This is a genomic window from Halobacteriovorax sp. GFR8, assembly GCF_050955245.1.
GTDB lineage: Bacteria > Bdellovibrionota > Bacteriovoracia > Bacteriovoracales > Bacteriovoracaceae > Halobacteriovorax_A.
In genome coordinates this window covers 860,605-876,467 of sequence record NZ_JBPBLR010000002.1, presented here as the reverse complement: position 1 = coordinate 876,467, position 15,863 = coordinate 860,605, and the positions used below count along the sequence as shown (strand labels likewise).

At 38.0% G+C, this 15,863-nt stretch carries 18 protein-coding genes; 12 read left to right on the top strand and 6 right to left on the bottom strand.

What is annotated here, in order from left to right; translation table 11 throughout:
- Positions 1-32 precede the first annotated feature (32 nt).
- The 8 genes from ACRXC1_RS04800 (at position 33) to ACRXC1_RS04765 (ending at position 6,907) form a co-directional block, all read left to right on the top strand.
- Positions 33-248, top strand: a complete 216-nt coding sequence (locus tag ACRXC1_RS04800) for a hypothetical protein (protein ID WP_392907221.1) — start codon at positions 33-35, stop codon at positions 246-248.
- 103 nt (positions 249-351) lie between these two features.
- On the top strand, positions 352-1,347 hold the full coding sequence (gene pstS, locus ACRXC1_RS04795; protein ID WP_433656932.1) for a phosphate ABC transporter substrate-binding protein PstS: 996 nt from the start codon (positions 352-354) through the stop codon (positions 1,345-1,347).
- Positions 1,347-2,288, top strand: a complete 942-nt coding sequence (gene pstC, locus ACRXC1_RS04790; protein WP_433656930.1) for a phosphate ABC transporter permease subunit PstC — start codon at positions 1,347-1,349, stop codon at positions 2,286-2,288. Before pstS ends, pstC begins: the two co-directional genes overlap by 1 nt.
- Positions 2,285-3,145: a phosphate ABC transporter permease PstA gene (gene pstA / locus ACRXC1_RS04785; RefSeq protein ID WP_433656928.1), complete on the top strand. Its 861-nt coding sequence runs from the start codon at positions 2,285-2,287 to the stop codon at positions 3,143-3,145. Before pstC ends, pstA begins: the two co-directional genes overlap by 4 nt.
- Positions 3,145-3,912, top strand: a complete 768-nt coding sequence (gene pstB / locus ACRXC1_RS04780; protein ID WP_392907215.1) for a phosphate ABC transporter ATP-binding protein PstB — start codon at positions 3,145-3,147, stop codon at positions 3,910-3,912. Before pstA ends, pstB begins: the two co-directional genes overlap by 1 nt.
- A gap of 10 nt (positions 3,913-3,922) precedes the next feature.
- The gene (gene phoU / locus ACRXC1_RS04775) at positions 3,923-4,540 is read left to right on the top strand and encodes a phosphate signaling complex protein PhoU (RefSeq protein WP_392907213.1); all 618 of its coding nucleotides are present in this window, start codon (positions 3,923-3,925) and stop codon (positions 4,538-4,540) included.
- Between the two features lie 8 nt (positions 4,541-4,548).
- On the top strand, positions 4,549-5,244 hold the full coding sequence (locus ACRXC1_RS04770; protein ID WP_433656926.1) for a response regulator transcription factor: 696 nt from the start codon (positions 4,549-4,551) through the stop codon (positions 5,242-5,244).
- On the top strand, positions 5,234-6,907 hold the full coding sequence (locus ACRXC1_RS04765) for a sensor histidine kinase (RefSeq protein WP_392907208.1): 1,674 nt from the start codon (positions 5,234-5,236) through the stop codon (positions 6,905-6,907). The genes ACRXC1_RS04770 and ACRXC1_RS04765 overlap by 11 nt, the downstream gene beginning before the upstream one ends.
- Here the strand turns inward: ACRXC1_RS04765 and ACRXC1_RS04760 are convergent.
- From ACRXC1_RS04760 to ACRXC1_RS04735, 6 genes are read right to left on the bottom strand one after another with little or no spacing between them, the layout of a single operon-like run.
- The gene (locus ACRXC1_RS04760; RefSeq protein WP_392907206.1) at positions 6,904-7,950 is read right to left on the bottom strand and encodes an NAD(P)H-dependent glycerol-3-phosphate dehydrogenase; all 1,047 of its coding nucleotides are present in this window, start codon (positions 7,948-7,950) and stop codon (positions 6,904-6,906) included. The two genes, ACRXC1_RS04765 and ACRXC1_RS04760, sit on opposite strands and share 4 nt — an antisense overlap.
- Positions 7,947-8,201, bottom strand: a complete 255-nt coding sequence (locus tag ACRXC1_RS04755) for a DUF493 family protein (RefSeq protein WP_392856514.1) — start codon at positions 8,199-8,201, stop codon at positions 7,947-7,949. Before ACRXC1_RS04755 ends, ACRXC1_RS04760 begins: the two co-directional genes overlap by 4 nt.
- Before the next feature lie 13 nt (positions 8,202-8,214).
- Positions 8,215-8,790: a KdsC family phosphatase gene (locus tag ACRXC1_RS04750; protein ID WP_392907203.1), complete on the bottom strand. Its 576-nt coding sequence runs from the start codon at positions 8,788-8,790 to the stop codon at positions 8,215-8,217.
- 3 nt (positions 8,791-8,793) lie between these two features.
- Positions 8,794-9,600, bottom strand: coding sequence for a 3-deoxy-8-phosphooctulonate synthase (gene kdsA, locus ACRXC1_RS04745; protein WP_392907200.1), 807 nt, complete (start codon positions 9,598-9,600; stop codon positions 8,794-8,796).
- Positions 9,590-11,194, bottom strand: a complete 1,605-nt coding sequence (locus tag ACRXC1_RS04740) for a CTP synthase (RefSeq protein WP_433656922.1) — start codon at positions 11,192-11,194, stop codon at positions 9,590-9,592. The genes kdsA and ACRXC1_RS04740 overlap by 11 nt, the downstream gene beginning before the upstream one ends.
- Positions 11,184-11,948 (bottom strand): 3-deoxy-manno-octulosonate cytidylyltransferase, encoded by a 765-nt coding sequence (locus ACRXC1_RS04735; protein ID WP_392907195.1) that lies wholly within the window; start codon positions 11,946-11,948, stop codon positions 11,184-11,186. The genes ACRXC1_RS04740 and ACRXC1_RS04735 overlap by 11 nt, the downstream gene beginning before the upstream one ends.
- A gap of 69 nt (positions 11,949-12,017) precedes the next feature.
- On the opposite strand from ACRXC1_RS04735, the gene ACRXC1_RS04730 reads away from it, so the two are divergent.
- The 4 genes from ACRXC1_RS04730 to purB all read left to right on the top strand — a co-directional run bounded on the left by ACRXC1_RS04730 (position 12,018) and on the right by purB (position 15,862).
- Complete coding sequence (locus tag ACRXC1_RS04730) at positions 12,018-12,377, top strand: hypothetical protein (RefSeq protein WP_392907192.1); 360 nt, start codon at positions 12,018-12,020, stop codon at positions 12,375-12,377.
- A gap of 98 nt (positions 12,378-12,475) precedes the next feature.
- The gene (locus ACRXC1_RS04725; protein ID WP_392907190.1) at positions 12,476-13,918 is read left to right on the top strand and encodes a TolC family protein; all 1,443 of its coding nucleotides are present in this window, start codon (positions 12,476-12,478) and stop codon (positions 13,916-13,918) included.
- Positions 13,918-14,559, top strand: coding sequence for a hypothetical protein (locus ACRXC1_RS04720; protein ID WP_393061333.1), 642 nt, complete (start codon positions 13,918-13,920; stop codon positions 14,557-14,559). The genes ACRXC1_RS04725 and ACRXC1_RS04720 overlap by 1 nt, the downstream gene beginning before the upstream one ends.
- A 16-nt stretch (positions 14,560-14,575) precedes the next feature.
- Positions 14,576-15,862, top strand: a complete 1,287-nt coding sequence (gene purB / locus ACRXC1_RS04715) for an adenylosuccinate lyase (RefSeq protein WP_433656918.1) — start codon at positions 14,576-14,578, stop codon at positions 15,860-15,862.
- Position 15,863: the final 1 nt, after the last annotated feature.

The following is a 15,863-nucleotide window of genomic DNA, read 5'->3' as shown; positions in this document are numbered from 1 at the left end:
ATTCAACATTTGCCAGATTCTAGGGAGGGAACATGGCCAACGAAGTAAGCCCGGTAACGGGAATTATCGCAGAAGAAAACGTCTTTATCGATTTTGGTGAACACGAAGGAAAATCAATTTTAGAAATTCAGGATACACTGCCTGACTATTACGATTATCTCATTAATAAAAGAGAAGAAGGAATCTGTACAATTCGTCGTAATCAAGACAAGTCCTTCAGACTCTACGTATCAAATACATTACAATAACTACGCAGGGCGACATTGTCGCCCATTTTTTTAACAAAATCTTAATAAACACCATATTTACCATGTGCTAAATTCAATAAAACACTGAATTTAGGAGACACACATGATTAAGAGAATAATTGCACTTTGCCTTCTACTGGCAAGTTCAAGCACATTCGCTTTAAAAATTAATGCAGCAGGAGCATCTTTTCCGTACGCAATTTATTCAAAATGGTTTTCAGAATATTCAAAGCTTCACCCAGAGGTTCAATTCAACTATCAGCCAATTGGATCAGGTGGTGGTATTCGCCAACTTCTAAAAGAAACAGTTGATTTTGGGGCTTCAGACGCTCCAATGAAAGCGAAGGATAAGAAGAAGGCAAAATGGCCAGTTCTTCACGTCCCAATGGTTCTAGGAGCTGTTGCTATTGCTTATAATCACCCTCAAGTGCCTGACCAACTAAAGCTTGATGGGCCAGCACTTGCAGATATCTACCTAGGTAAGATTACTAAGTGGAATGCAGCTCAAATTGCGGCACTTAACCCAGGTGTAAAACTACCTTCAGATGATATTCTGGTTGTTCGTCGTGCAGACGGTTCAGGGACAACAAAGAACTTTGCAGACTACCTTGTGGAAGTAAGCACTGAATGGAAGCAAAGAGTTGGAACAGGAAAATCACTTCGCTGGCCAACAGGAGTTGGGGCCAAAGGAAATGATGGTGTAACTTCAATTGTAAGTAACACTAAGGGATCAATCACTTATATGGACCTTGCTCACGCAAGAAAGAATAATATTAAGACAGTAGCACTTAAGAATAAGTCTGGCATCTTCATCAACCCAACAGTTGAGGCCGTCTCAGCTTCAGCTAAAGAATTCAAAACTGATGGAAAAGAGTTAACAGGTTCACTTATCAATAGTAGTGCCAAGGACTCATACCCTATCAGTGCCCTTACTTATATTCTTCTACCTATGGTGGAAAAAGATCAGAAACAAGTTGAGATTTACAAATTTGTCGAATGGGCAATTAGTAAAGGTCAGAGTTATGCTAAAGAACTTTACTACGCTCCACTACCAACTGAACTTTCCAAAAAGGTATTAGAAAGGGTAAAATCTCTTTAATGAACCTACTTAAAAAAATAGGGCCAGCTTCTCCTTCAAAACAGGATAAGTTGGCCTATATAACACTTCGATTCTTTTCTCTTATTGTCATTGTCCTACTAATACTTATGATTGGTCAGCTATTCTACGCCAGTCGTGAGGCATTCAGTGAATTTGGGTTTAAATTCATCACTGATGATTTTTGGAACCCGATTGATGATGAATTTGGTGCACTACCATTTATCTTTGGAACAGTAGTCACTTCTCTGCTGGCCCTACTTATCGCAGGCCCAGTTAGTATTTCTGTCGCACTCTTTATTACAGAATATCTTCCAAAAGGAATTTCGAGTATTTTAGGAACTTTCGTTGAACTTATTGCTGCAGTTCCTAGTATTATTTTTGGTCTCTGGGGTCTTTACTACCTCGCTCCATTTGTAAAAGAAATACTTACTCCTGCACTTAAAGCAACACTTGGTTTCCTACCATTCTTTCAAGGGCCAAGCTTTGGAATTGGTATTCTTACGGCCTCAATTATTTTGGCCATTATGATTATTCCAACAATTACTTCGGTTGCTCGAGAAGTATTTCGATCAATTAATATTCTCCACAAGGAAGCGGCGCTAGGTCTTGGTGCAACAAAATTTGAAATGATCAAGATCGCAGTATTAAGGCCAAGCTTTTCAGGGATCGTTGGCGCCCTCGTTTTAGGACTTGGACGTGCACTTGGAGAAACAATGGCCGTTGCTATGGTGATTGGAAATACTCCACAAATTTCAAAATCAATCTTTGCCCCGGCTTCAACAATGGCCTCAGTTATGGCAAATGAATATGCAGAAGCAGAAAGTGACCTTCACCTTTCGGCCCTATGTTTAGTTGGTTTACTTCTTTTTGTTGTAACATTTGTTGTTAACTTAGTTGCACGTACAATTGTATGGAAGCAAACGAAGGGAGCATCGAAATGAAAATCTCCAAAAGCCGTATCCTAAAAAACCAAGCCTTTAAAGGGTTATTAGTTCTTTCTTCACTACTAGTTATTCTTCCTTTAATTCTTGTTTTTATCTTTTTACTTCAAAAAGGATCAACTTCTATTAGTTTAGATTTCTTTTTAAATGATCCAAAACCAGTTGGTGAAATTGGTGGAGGAATGAGACATGCAATTTTAGGGACACTTATTATGGTTTCAATAGGCTCACTTATTGCAGTCCCTGTCGGAACATTATGTGGAGTCTACTTAAGCGAATACGGAAAAGGCAAGATTGCAACTTCTCTAAGATTTACAATTGATCTCTTAACAGGTGTGCCTTCAATTGTTGTTGGGATTTTCTCTTACTTAATCTTTGTTGTAAGCTTCAAATCATTCTCGGCATTGGCCGGAGCATTTGCTCTAAGTATAATTATATTGCCAATTGTAACGAGAACGACAGAGGAAATCTTAAAACTGATTCCTAGACACGTAAGAGAAGCAGGCCTTGCCCTTGGACTTCCAAGATGGCGAGTAATTTACAATATCATTCTAAAGGGTTCAAGAAATTCACTCATGACAGGTGTTATTCTTGCCATCTCTCGTGCGGCAGGCGAAACAGCTCCCCTGCTATTTACGGCCTTTGGAAGTATGTACATGAGCTACAATGTAACAGGTCCAATGGCCTCGCTTCCAGTACAAATTTATAACTATGCAATTAGTCCATATAAAGAATGGCAACAACAAGCTTGGGCCGGGTCATTTACACTTATCATTATTGTTCTAGGACTAAATTTAAGTGCAAAGTTTTTATTCAATTCAAAGAAACTTAAAAAATTCTTTGTGAGGAAATCATAATGTCAAATAGCGATATCATTTTAGAAGTTAAGAATATTCAAGCATGGTTTGGTGACTTTCACGCCGTAAAAGGAATTGATCTCAAGTATCACAAAAATACGGTCAATGCGATAATTGGTCCTTCAGGATGTGGTAAATCAACATATATCAGAACACTAAATCGTATTCACGAAGAAGTACAAGGTGCACGTGTTTCTGGAGAGGTACTTCTTGAGGGAAATGACATCTATGCACCTTCAGCAGACCCTGTTGAAATTCGTAGAAAGATTGGAATGGTATTTCAAAAGCCAAATCCATTTGCGGCCATGAGTATTTATGACAATGTTGTTATTGGTCCAAGACTTTGGGGTAAGAAGAAAAAGAGCGAACTTGATGAAATTGCCTACAATTGTCTTTCAAAAGCAGCTCTTTGGAATGAAGTTAAAGACAAGCTACACCAAGAAGGAACTTCTCTATCAGGTGGACAGCAACAAAGACTGTGTATTGCAAGAACTCTTGCAACTAACCCCCCAATCGTTTTAATGGATGAGCCTACATCTGCACTTGATCCAATTGCTACAGGAAAAATTGAAGACTTAATGAGTGAGCTTAAAAAAGACTATACAGTAATTGTCGTAACTCACAACATGCAACAAGCGGCCCGTATTGCTGATTACACAAGTTTCTTTATTCTTGGAGACCTTATTGAGCATGGGCTAAGTAGTGACGTATTCACAAATCCAAAAGAAAAGAAAACAGAAGATTATATCACTGGCCGTTTTGGCTAAGGAGCATTCAATGGAATTAACTGTTGAAACACTAAGAAAAGATATTACAGAAATGGCAGCCGTTGTGGAAAAGATTCTCCACGTTGCAGTAGATGAAAAATCAACAATGGAAAATCTTTATGAGCTTGAAAATGAAATCAATGAATTTCACAAGCTTGTGGATGACCATGTCTTTAAGTTTATCGCTCTAAAGTCCCCTACTGCAATTGATCTTAGAACGGCCCTTGCCATCATGAAGATTAATTCTGAATTAGAAAGACTTGGTGATGAGGCCGTTAACTTAAAGCGCTATCTAATGCGTATTTCTAACCAAGAAAAACACTGTAGCATCATTCAAGCTGAAGTCTTTGAAATGGTTAGAAAGAGCTTAATTGCCTTTGCTTCAAATAATATTCAAATGGCAACAGATGTTATCAAGGCAGACCACGAAGTGAACTCTCTCCACAGAGATCTTGTAAAGAAGTTCTACCAACTTCTAAAAGATGGTAAGGCCGAAGTTGATGAAGGTTTTGCAGTTATTCGTGTCTCAAAGATCTTTGAACGATGCGGTGACCACGCTACAAATATTTGTGAAGATATTATCTTCTTAGAGTCAGGTAAAGACGTAAGGCATACAGAGGAACAGTAAGGCAAGTAATGAAAGCACTTATAGTAGAAGACGAACAATCTATTGCAAAATTAATTGGGGTTAACCTCAAGGCCATCGGAATTGATTACGATATGGCAAATACTGGAAACGATGCCATCTCCGCCATTGAGAACAATCGATATGATCTTTTTATTCTAGATCGAATGTTACCGGACTTAAGTGGTGTTCAAATTTGCCAATATATTCGAAACACTAAGAAGCTAAAGAGCGTTGGCATCCTATTTGTGACAGCATTAACTTCTAGTGAGTCAATTATTGAAGGATTAGATGCGGGTGCAGACGACTATATTACAAAGCCATTTGATATTGGAATTCTAAAGGCAAGAGTTAGTAGCCTAAAAAGACGAGTTGAGGGCCATCGCGACACTTCACCAATCAACAATAAAAACACTTACGATCATATGGGTATCAAAGTCGACGTCGACGGGGTAAAAACACTTATTGATGACAAGGAAATTAAACTCACAGTTTCCGAGTTTAAAATTCTTTGTGTCTTAATATCTTCTCCAGGAAAAGTTTTTACACGTAAACAAATTGTTGATCTGATTAAAGGTGAAAATATCTACGTTACAGACCGTACTGTTGACACTCACGTATTTGCCCTAAGAAAGAAGCTTGGGAGTAAATCAAAGGTTATCGAAACAGTACGAGGAATTGGATATCGAGTGAAGAGTGAAGAATAACTTTTTTAATTTTCTAAAAATAAAATTTTTAAATGATATCATTTTTTATCAAACGATAATTTTTTGTTTATCCCTACTCTTTTTAGGGACATTCTTCATCATCAACTTTAAAGATAATTTTATCCACTCAATTGTCGATCAAGAACTAAAATCGCTTCGCCAAGACGGTATCGCTAAGATATGTGATAAACAAACAAAACGTACACAATTCTATATTTTAAACGCAAATCGTACAATTAGATGTGCTGCTCCCGGCTTTAAGATTGAAGATTTCAAAAACATTGTTATTGGTGGGTATGATAGCGATGATAAGTATATCTATCACCATCGTGTTCTTCACTCAAAAGGCAAAAGCTATACATTATTTTTAAGGGTTGAATCAGATGCACTAAAACTGATTTCATCAGAAGTATTTTCTAAACTTTTTATGGCAATGGGAATCCTTGGGATTCTATTCATTGCGGGCCAATTCTTCCTCTTTCGTCACTACTTCACACCTCTCTACGACCTCTTTCATATCTTTAGAATGAAAGGTGTAATCGATACGACAGATAGCCGCGATTACTGGGATTATATTGAATCAAAATCGATAAAGAACTTTAATAAAAGAAGAAAATTACAAAGAGACCTATTTAATACAAAACAATATTATTCTGTAATCATTAACTCAATTGATGACCCTGTTGTCGTAACCGACAGTAAAGGCAAGATCATCTTCTGTAATAATGCCTTTAGAAAGTCATTTGCACCTTTTAATGGACGCTACCGTGGAGCAGAGCTTATTAGTATTATTAGAGATTATGACTTTATTAACCTGATTAAAAAGCATGGCCATCAAGCAAATCTAATCCACAATACACAGATAGCGCTGACAAAAGTAAGTGGCAAGACAAACTCTTTCCAACTTAAGATTAGTGATATTGAATCTAAAAATAAGAATAAAGAGATCCTCTTCTACTTTAGTGATATTACGAAACTTCAAGATGTAAATAATATGCGAAGAGATTTTTTTGAGAATGTCTCTCATGAAATTAAGACACCACTAACTTCTATTAAAGGCTACACGCAAACTCTTAAGTCCATTAACACAGACGAAGATCAGCAAGAAATCATGGATATTGTTATTCAAAATGTCGATCGTCTCGATGAGTTAATCAATGGTATCCTCTCTCTTTCTAAAATTGAAAATGAAGGGAGAATTGAAGTGGAAGAAATCAATCTTCCATCATTCATTAATGCTCTAATAAATGATCAACAACTTAAGATCAATGCAAAGGATATGAGTGTCAACTACTCTCAGACTGGCCCCGAAACGATTGTGGCCAATGGGAAGCTGCTATACCACTGTATTTCAAACTTAGTTTCTAATGCCATCAAATACTCAAAGGATAGCACCGTTATTACAATTGAAAGTGGTCAAAGAGATAATCATCAGTATATTGCCATTACTGATGAAGGTGTTGGAATTCCAAATGATAAGATCGCCAGAATTTTTGAAAGATTTTACAGAGTCGATCAATCACGAAGTATTAATACAGGTGGTACAGGTCTAGGACTTGCTATTGCAAAGCACTCTGCTCAAAAAATGAAAGCTTCTATTGAAGTTGAAAGTATGGTTGATAAGGGGACAACTTTTACTGTTCTCTTTCCGATAAAATCTTAATCAATCTCGAATTTAATAGGAGCGTCCATTAGCTTCTTTAGAACTTCTTCGACATTGGCGTCATTGTAAAGAACATCGTAGAGTCCAGTAAAGATTCTTGCGCGGATATCATACTTTTGAGCTAGTAAGAATGCAGCCTTTGTCGTTTTATAACCCTCTACAACAGTTCGTTGAGAATTAATGATATCAAGAGGCTTTCTTCCCTTAGCTATTTCTAGTCCAAAAGTTTTATTACGTGAGAGGCCACCAGTTGTCGTAAGAATGAGATCACCCATCCCACTTAGGCCATAGAAAGTTTCAGGGCGAGCATTAAAGACTTTACCGAAGCGAAGCATTTCAACAATCCCACGAGTAATCATGGCCGCACGAGTATTATGGTTATAACCAAGGCCTTCAACAATCCCACCGGCAATGGCCAAAACATTCTTAAGAGCACCGCCTAAGAGTACTCCTTTAATATCATAATTAGGTAGGGCCTTAAAGTATGGTGTTTCAAGCTTGGCCGCAACATCCATTAAAACACTCTTAGAGCGTCCGGCAATTGTGACAAGTGTAATCTGTTTTTCCATAATTTCTTTAGCGAAACTAGGGCCAGATAAGAATGTGATATTATCACGATATTGTGGAAAGAAATCATTTAAGAGATCATCACTTAGCTCAAGTGTATCTGGATCAATCCCTTTCGAAAGACTAATTAACGGAATTCCTTTTCCAAGATAGCTATTAAAGCGAACAAGGTTCTCACTAAAGAAAGTTCTAATTCCATGAGTCGGTAAACCTGAAACAATAAGTTCTAAACTATCTTCTTCTTTTGAGTCTAGTTCACTCCAGTCTAGGATGGCCTTGATATTAGCATCCAGCTTGATTCCTGGAAGATAGACAGAGTTTATACGATCGTCATTTATATCTTTGTAGATATCCTCAGAGCGTACCTTAAGAATTACGTTTTCAAACTTATGTGCCAGAATTGATGCGATGGAAGTACCAAACGCTCCGGCACCAACAACAAGTGCAGTCTTATATTTGAATTTTTCTTTTGTCATAGTGCAAGTATACCATGAAGACGTCCGACTCGTTCATAAATCGTTAACACTTCATCTGAACTATTGCATGTAACATTGAATGTAAAAGAAATATACTTTCCTGTTTTAGATGGTTTTTCATGGTGTGGTTTTTCACCTACGGCCATAATTAACTCATCACGATTTGAATCATTTCCAATAAATTTAAAATTATATACAGCAGGCCACTCGTACTGATCGTCTAATAGGGCCTTAAGTTTTGCTAAATCCATTTTTAATCAACTCCTACTTTGGCCATGAATGTTTAAAATCAATCGGCTTGTCATCGAAGTCTAGGACTTCTGGAACAATACCGTGTACATAGCGGAAGATATCGATAACTTCCCTAACTGCACCATGGCCACCTTCTCTTTGAGTAACGTAATCACAATAAACTTGAATTTCATGAGATGCGTGAGGAGTTGTCGCTGCAAAGCCAGCGGCCTTAAGAAGTGGTACATCAAAGAACTCATCTCCCATAAAAAGAACTTCTTCTGCTTTATAGCCAAGCTCGAGAACTTTCTTAAAGGCAACCCTCTTATCTTCATCACCAAGAAAAGCGAAATCAAGTTTAAGGTTATTCACAAAGCGCTCTTGAACACCTTTTGAAGCACCTCCAGAGATCACTCCTACTTTAAACCCTGCTCGCATGAGCAGTTTTAGTGCATAACCATCAGAAGTATGTGATGAACGGTTAAAGCCCATTTCATCATCTTGGTACCATACGTGTCCAGGAGTAAGTACTCCATCAATATCAAAAGCAAGAACTTTGATATCTTTTAATTTCTCTTTGTACTTTTGTGCTTTTGTAAATAAATCCATTAATTATTCCGTAATTGCGTTTTTAATTCTTAATAGTCTTTGGATAATCGCTCCAGCTTGGTCAAGTGGTAAGCTTGTTGCAGCATCAGACTTGGCTTCTGCAGGGTTAGGGTGAACTTCCATAAAAATCCCATCAGCACCAGCAGCGACTGCAGCTTGTGCAAGAGTTAAAATCTGTTCACGTTTCCCACCAGTTGAAGTTCCAAGTCCACCAGGTCTTTGAACACAGTGAGTAGCATCGTGAATTGCACGAACACCAAATGACTTCATAATTTGGAAACTTGCCATATCAACGATAAGATTATTGTAACCAAATGAAGTACCTCTTTCAGTTAGAAGGATTTTATCTTTTGTAATAAACTCTTCGGCCTTCTTAACAATATTTCCAGTCTCTTCAGGAGAAAGGAATTGCCCCTTTTTAATTTTAAGTTGAGCATCGTGCTTCTTACAGGCTTCGGCCCCAGCTAAGATCATATCTGTTTGACGACATAGAAATGCTGGGATCTGAATTGTATCAACAACACTTGCGACAACATCAGCTTGTTCAGCAGTGTGAAAGTCAGTAATAAGCTGAACTCCGTACTGCTTCTTAACTTTTTCAAGAATCTGTAGACCTTTTTCAAGTCCTGGACCTCTGAATGAATCGATCGAAGAACGGTTGGCCTTATCGAAACTTCCTTTATAAGAAAAGTTGATTTGATCCTTAACAGGCTCAAGCATTTCTAATAGGCGTCCGCAAACGTCCATACACATTTGTTCAGACTCGATTACACAAGTCCCCATGAATAGATCAAATTTTTTATTTTCCATATTTATCTGCCTCTTTAATAAATTCGCTAAAAACTGGGTGGGCCGCATATGGCCTCGACTTAAATTCTGGGTGGTACTGACATGCAAAGAAGAAAGGATGATCCTTAATCTCAATCGTTTCAACAAGATCAAGCTCAGGATTCTTTCCACTGATGACTAGCCCACATTCTTTTAACTGCTCAACGTAGAAGTTATTAACTTCTAGACGATGACGATGTCTTTCATGAATAATTTTTTCACCGTACATCTCGATGGCATGGCTTCCATCAAGAAGCTCACACTCATAGCTACCAAGGCGCATACTTCCACCTTTAGCTCCATCGCGAGTCTGTCCTTCCATATAATGAATTAGGAGATCACCACCATTATTAAATTCCTCAGATGTAGCATCTTTTAATCCACAAATATTTCTCGCATATTCAACGATTGCTAATTGCATACCAAGGCAAATCCCAAAGAATGGAACCTTATTTTCACGAGCGTATTGAATGGCAGAGATTTTTCCTTCTGTACCACGCTCTCCAAAACCACCTGGAACAAGAACACCTTGTACATCTTTTAATAAATTTGCAGCACCTTCTTTTTCAATATCTTCTGAGTCAACATAAACAGGAACAAGCTTAAGCTGGTGAGCAAGAGCTCCGTGTTTTAGGGCCTCATCAAGTGATTTGTACGACTCGACTAATTCCGTATACTTCCCAACGATACCAATCTTCACTTCTCTTAAAGGGTGATCGAAGTTGTATGCAACCTTCTCAAGGTCATCAACTTTTGGTGAAGAAGACCAGATTCCTAAAATCTTTGTGATCTTTTCATCTAGGCCTTGTGAGTGAAAGTTTAGCGGAACTTTGTAAATAGAATCCAAATCTAGAGATTGGAATACATTGTCTTTTGGTACGTTACAGAAAAGAGAGATCTTATCCATAATCGACTGATCAATCTCGCGGTCACTTCGACAAATAATAATATGTGGAAAGAGACCTTGTGAGCGTAACTCTTTTACCGAGTGTTGGGCCGGCTTTGACTTTAACTCTCCTGCAGCTGACAGGTAAGGAATTAGAACAAGATGAATAAATAGAACATTCTCTTGTCCAACGTCATGTGCAAATTGTCTAATTGACTCAACATATGGCAGAGATTCAATATCTCCAATTGTTCCACCAATTTCACCAATAAGAATATCTGCATCTTCTGCTGCAATATGAATACGGCGTTTGATTTCATCAGTAATATGAGGAACAACTTGAACTGTTTTTCCTAAATACTTCCCTTCTCTTTCGCGCTCAATTACCTCAAGATAAACCTGTCCAGTTGTGAAGTTTGATTGCTTAGAAAGTGTTAGCGAAGTGAATCTTTCGTAGTGGCCTAAATCAAGATCTGTTTCTGCACCATCGTCTGTCACAAAAACTTCCCCGTGTTGAGTAGGACTCATCGTACCTGGGTCAACGTTGATATACGGATCCATCTTTAACATATTGATACGAATTCCTCGTCTCTCAAGTAAAGATGCAATGGATGCAGCAGCTAGCCCCTTACCAAGAGAACTTGTCACACCACCAGTAATGAAAATATACTTCTTTTGGCTATTTGCCATTTATCACTCCCTCCACAAATGGAATATCTTCTGGAGTATCAACTCCACATAATGTCATATCTGTAATTGCTGCACCAATAGTGTAGCCATTATCGAGTAGTCTTAGTTGCTCAAGGCATTCGATCTTTTCATTAGTCGACTCCCCTAAAGAGCAAAATCTTTTTAAAACTTCAGGCCTAAATGAATAGATACCAATATGTAGGTACCAATTAAGACCTGGTGTATTTTGGCGATTAAATGGATGCGGGCTTCTTGTAAAGTAATGACAAATATTCTTTTCTTTCGAAAAGACGGCCTTTACCTTATTTGGGTTTAAGTAGTCCTCATGATCATTATCAATCGACATCTCTTTAATTACCGTGGCCACATCAAAGCCTTGCGAACTATGAATTCTAAGAAGTTCACTCAGTAAGTCTGCTTGAATCAGAGGCTCATCACCTTGCACATTGATAACAAAATCATACTTCTCGTCTTTAAAGAAACGATCATAGGCCAAGAAAATTCTTTCACTTCCCGAAGGCACATCATCATCGATACGAACCACATTACGGCCCGATTCTTTTAACATATTTTCAATTTCATCATTATCCGTTACGACACAAACTTTCGAACCAGGAAAGTTTTCTACAATACCTTCGCATCCATCATAAACATGAGAGACCATTGCCTTGCCGGCGATATTTGCTAGAGGTTTTCCGGGGAAACGAGTCGAGGCGAATCTTGATGGTATTAATACCAAAGCTTTTAAGTTCATTATTTACCTTTTTGACAGTAAATAATAACAAATACCTGTGCTACTTGCAAAGTGTGATATCATAAATCTATGAAATACTTCGCCTTAACACTCAGTGCCATTGTTTTTATTTATACGGCCTTAATTGAGCATAGACTTAATGCGCAAACTATTTCAGATTCTATCATTACTGACCCAAGTATTTCCCGACGATGTGACTCTTTGATGAACCAACGACAAGAAAAAGTTGAACACCGACAAAGACTTCTCTTCTTACTCGATCGAAATAAAAATCTTTTAAAGTCGACACCTGAGAATAAAAAGTCGATCTCCTCTAAACTAAGAGATAATCAATACCGCGTCATTCAAGAACTAAAGATTACAAATCTAAAAGTTATCAAACTCGAAGAACAAATTGTTCGTCGTGGCTGCCCGGGGCTAACCCTCTAGAATTCCCATTTAGCAAAAGTTGCCATCTCATATCACGCAAGTCATAATTTTAGCAGAAGCACAATATTAGCATTAGCTAAACGAGAGGGACTTCATTTATGACTAAAACAATAGGCTTTGTTTGCGCCTACCTATTTCTATCAACCTTTTCATATGCATTAGAACAATCTCCTGAGATCTTCATTCAAGAGGCCAGCGAAGATAGAGTTGACGAGAGTGCTTATCGCCCACTTGATATCGGAACAGTCATCGAACAAGGAATGCGAAGCTATCAAGACAATATCATTCGTCGCAAGAATATTGAGATCCTTAAGAATCGTCTTAAGGATACAAAAGAAGAATTCTGGACACCAAATCCTAAGATTAACTTTCAGTTAAATCCACAACGAATTGGTACCCTTAAAAGTGGAAGTAACGACCTATCTCGTACATCTCGCTCCGCAAGTGGAAGCGTTGGTCTAGAGTTAGGAGAATATACTCTATTTAACTGGGGCAAGGATTACTTAAATTATAAGAATGAAAAGGAATCACTTGAGCGCCAAATAGATCGCGACAAGGAAACACTTCGTGAATTTAAGCAAGAACTTGTTCGCGAATATGTAAAGCTTATTCATGCAAAGGACTTGAAGATCATTGCTCGCCAATACCTACAAAGAGCAACTCTTGTGTATCGTATGAATCGTGAAAAAGTTCTCCAAAAGAAGGTCACAAAACACGAATATTATCAGTCACGTGCTGAGTACCTTAGAGCGCAGGAAGCTTACACAAATGCAAAGACTAATGAAAATATTGCTTCTGAAGACATGGCAAAGCGCCTAAATGATCCTCCAGGAACACTCTACTTTATCAAAGATGATTATCAATACGAGAAATCAACTTATAGTAGAGACAATGCGATTGCGACAGCAAGAAAAGTCTCTCCTTTCATTCTTGATAAGAAGGTCGAAAGAAATATTAAAAATCGTGAGTACGAAATTGCGGTAAGAGACAATCTTCCTCTACCAAAGATCACTGTGAACTTTGGAACGTATTCTCAAATCTTTGATGGTAGTTCTGTGACAAACGACTACTACACAACTTCACCGGGTAACTCTAATATTGACCTCGTGGCAAGCTTAAACGCTAGCTGGACACTATTTGGGGATGGAGGGCTTTTCAATCGTCGTAAACTTGCAAATGCAAGACTCGAAAAAGAAAAGGCCATGTACGACCTAAGCCTAACAAGAAGAAAAGTTGAAGAAGCTATTGTCAATATTTTCAACTTCCTAAACTCTTCAGTTGAGCAACTTAATATTATCAAGTCTCGAAATGATTCATTGAAAAAGAGAATGGAGACGGCCCTGTATCAGTATACAAACCGCAAGACGCGCTACTTAGAATATCAGCTGGCCATGCAGGACTATTTTGACTCACTAACGAGAGAGTCTATTATAAAATTTCAATACCTAGCAAAAAGAGTTGAACTTGCTCAAATTGTCGGTATCGAGAATCTCCCTGACCAGGCTTTTGATAAGGCGATTATTAAAGGAGGAGGACGTTAATGAAAAAGTTAAGTTTAATCTCTACTCTACTATTAGCTTTAAGCTCCACTGTATATGCACAAGACTTAACAAGTTTTGAAGATATCAATGTCGTGGATGAAGACTATGGCTACGAGACTTCTCGCTACAATATTAAGGACGATAATTTTTCGCTAGAATTTAATTATGGTGGAATTACCAACTTAAGTGAATTTGCTTCGACAAATACAATAAGTGGAACACTTACTTTCTATAGTGACAGGTACTCTCTAAGTCTTTACGGTGCCCTAAACACTCTTGATGTGGCAAGCGTAACTGAATTTGACAACCTCGATGCCAGCCTAAGTGTTTATACTGGTGGCCTAGGACTAAGTAGGCGCTCAATTTTAGTAAATGACTTCATTAATATTAAGTCTATTTACGATGAAATTCATGCCCATGTTACCTATAATATGACTGACTCTGAAGCATTTGGAACAGAGTTATCAGGACTTGGGTTTAATGCTGGCTATGGTTTAATTTATCGTGCTAGCAGTGGTCTTCATTTTTCAGCAAGGCTAATTTATAACCTGATGGCCCTAAAGAGTTCTGATGACACAATTACTCAAGAGGCATCAGCAAGTTGGGTAAGTGCTCAGCTTGGAGTAGGTTTTATTTTTTAAAAGAATTGGATAAATTATGATTGAAAGGTACGAAAAGAAAGAGATTAGTGAAATCTGGAGCGAGCAATTTAAGTTTGAGAAATTTCTCGAAGTCGAACACTCTTTAACAAAAGCTCTTGAGAATGCAGGTATTATCAAAGAAGCGTTCTCTAACAAGCTTAATCTTGTCACAGTTAACCCTGAACGAATCAAAGAGATTGAAAAAGAAACAAGACATGATGTTATCGCTTTTTGTACGTCAATTACAGAGCAGTTAGAAACAAATGAAGGTAAATACTTTCACTATGGTGTTACATCATCTGACATCATCGATACGGCCCTTACACTTCAAATCAAGGAAACACTTAATCGTATCCTTCCTGCTTTTGATAATCTTTTAAATACTCTCGATAAAAAATCTCAAGAACATATCGATACGATTTGTATTGGACGCTCACATGGAATCTTTGCCGAGCCAATGAGTTTTGGACAAAAACTCAGAGGACACCTATGTGAGTTTAAAAGACGCTACGGTGATCTTAAAGACTTTTATGAGAATGAATTAACTGGTCAAATGTCTGGAGCAGTTGGTAACTACACAATCCTAACTCCAGAGATTGAAGAAGAAGTTTTAAATTTTCTTGGCCTAAAAGTAGAACCTATCTCTACTCAAGTCGTCCCCCGTGATCGAATTGCAAAATTAACTAATATCATCGCCCTTTTTGGATGTGCCTTAGAAAGGCTATGTGTCGAGATTCGCCATCTTCAACACTCTGACGTTGCAGAAGTTTTCGAAGGCTTTAAGAAGGGCCAAAAAGGATCTTCGACAATGCCGCACAAAAAGAATCCAATCTCAAGCGAGAACCTAACGGGTATGGCAAGGATGCTAAGAACATATAATCAAGTGGCAATGGATAATTGTCTTCTTTGGCACGAAAGAGATATTAGTCACTCAAGTGCGGAAAGATTCTTTCTTCCAGACATGTTTGGAATCCTACTCTACTCAATTGAGCGCATGAGTAGTACTGTCGAAGACCTTGTCATTGACAAGGAAGCAATGAAAGCGAAAGTCACTCAAAACTTTAAGCACCTTTCAAGCTTCGTTCTTCATAAGTTAATTGAGGTTTCAAATAATACAAGAGAAGACCTTTACCGCGTGGTTCAAAAGGCATCATTTGAAGCAACTGATCGCCAGGGCTTCTTCACAATTTTAGAAACAGAACTTAGCGATAGTGACGACAAAAAGCTTATCGGGCAACTAAAGGATCTCAACGATCTTGAAATCTATAGTGCCCATACGAAAAGCGTTTTTTCTCGCAGCTAAA

Coding starts and splice junctions, on each gene's coding strand:
- ACRXC1_RS04800 (WP_392907221.1), top strand. CDS start 33: ATGGCCAACGAAGTAAGCCCGGTAACGGGAATTATCGCAGAAGAAAAC.
- pstS (WP_433656932.1), top strand. CDS start 352: ATGATTAAGAGAATAATTGCACTTTGCCTTCTACTGGCAAGTTCAAGC.
- pstC (WP_433656930.1), top strand. CDS start 1,347: ATGAACCTACTTAAAAAAATAGGGCCAGCTTCTCCTTCAAAACAGGAT.
- pstA (WP_433656928.1), top strand. CDS start 2,285: ATGAAAATCTCCAAAAGCCGTATCCTAAAAAACCAAGCCTTTAAAGGG.
- pstB (WP_392907215.1), top strand. CDS start 3,145: ATGTCAAATAGCGATATCATTTTAGAAGTTAAGAATATTCAAGCATGG.
- phoU (WP_392907213.1), top strand. CDS start 3,923: ATGGAATTAACTGTTGAAACACTAAGAAAAGATATTACAGAAATGGCA.
- ACRXC1_RS04770 (WP_433656926.1), top strand. CDS start 4,549: ATGAAAGCACTTATAGTAGAAGACGAACAATCTATTGCAAAATTAATT.
- ACRXC1_RS04760 (WP_392907206.1), bottom strand. CDS start 7,950: ATGACAAAAGAAAAATTCAAATATAAGACTGCACTTGTTGTTGGTGCC.
- ACRXC1_RS04755 (WP_392856514.1), bottom strand. CDS start 8,201: ATGGATTTAGCAAAACTTAAGGCCCTATTAGACGATCAGTACGAGTGG.
- ACRXC1_RS04750 (WP_392907203.1), bottom strand. CDS start 8,790: ATGGATTTATTTACAAAAGCACAAAAGTACAAAGAGAAATTAAAAGAT.
- kdsA (WP_392907200.1), bottom strand. CDS start 9,600: ATGGAAAATAAAAAATTTGATCTATTCATGGGGACTTGTGTAATCGAG.
- ACRXC1_RS04740 (WP_433656922.1), bottom strand. CDS start 11,194: ATGGCAAATAGCCAAAAGAAGTATATTTTCATTACTGGTGGTGTGACA.
- ACRXC1_RS04735 (WP_392907195.1), bottom strand. CDS start 11,948: ATGAACTTAAAAGCTTTGGTATTAATACCATCAAGATTCGCCTCGACT.
- ACRXC1_RS04730 (WP_392907192.1), top strand. CDS start 12,018: ATGAAATACTTCGCCTTAACACTCAGTGCCATTGTTTTTATTTATACG.
- ACRXC1_RS04725 (WP_392907190.1), top strand. CDS start 12,476: ATGACTAAAACAATAGGCTTTGTTTGCGCCTACCTATTTCTATCAACC.
- ACRXC1_RS04720 (WP_393061333.1), top strand. CDS start 13,918: ATGAAAAAGTTAAGTTTAATCTCTACTCTACTATTAGCTTTAAGCTCC.
- purB (WP_433656918.1), top strand. CDS start 14,576: ATGATTGAAAGGTACGAAAAGAAAGAGATTAGTGAAATCTGGAGCGAG.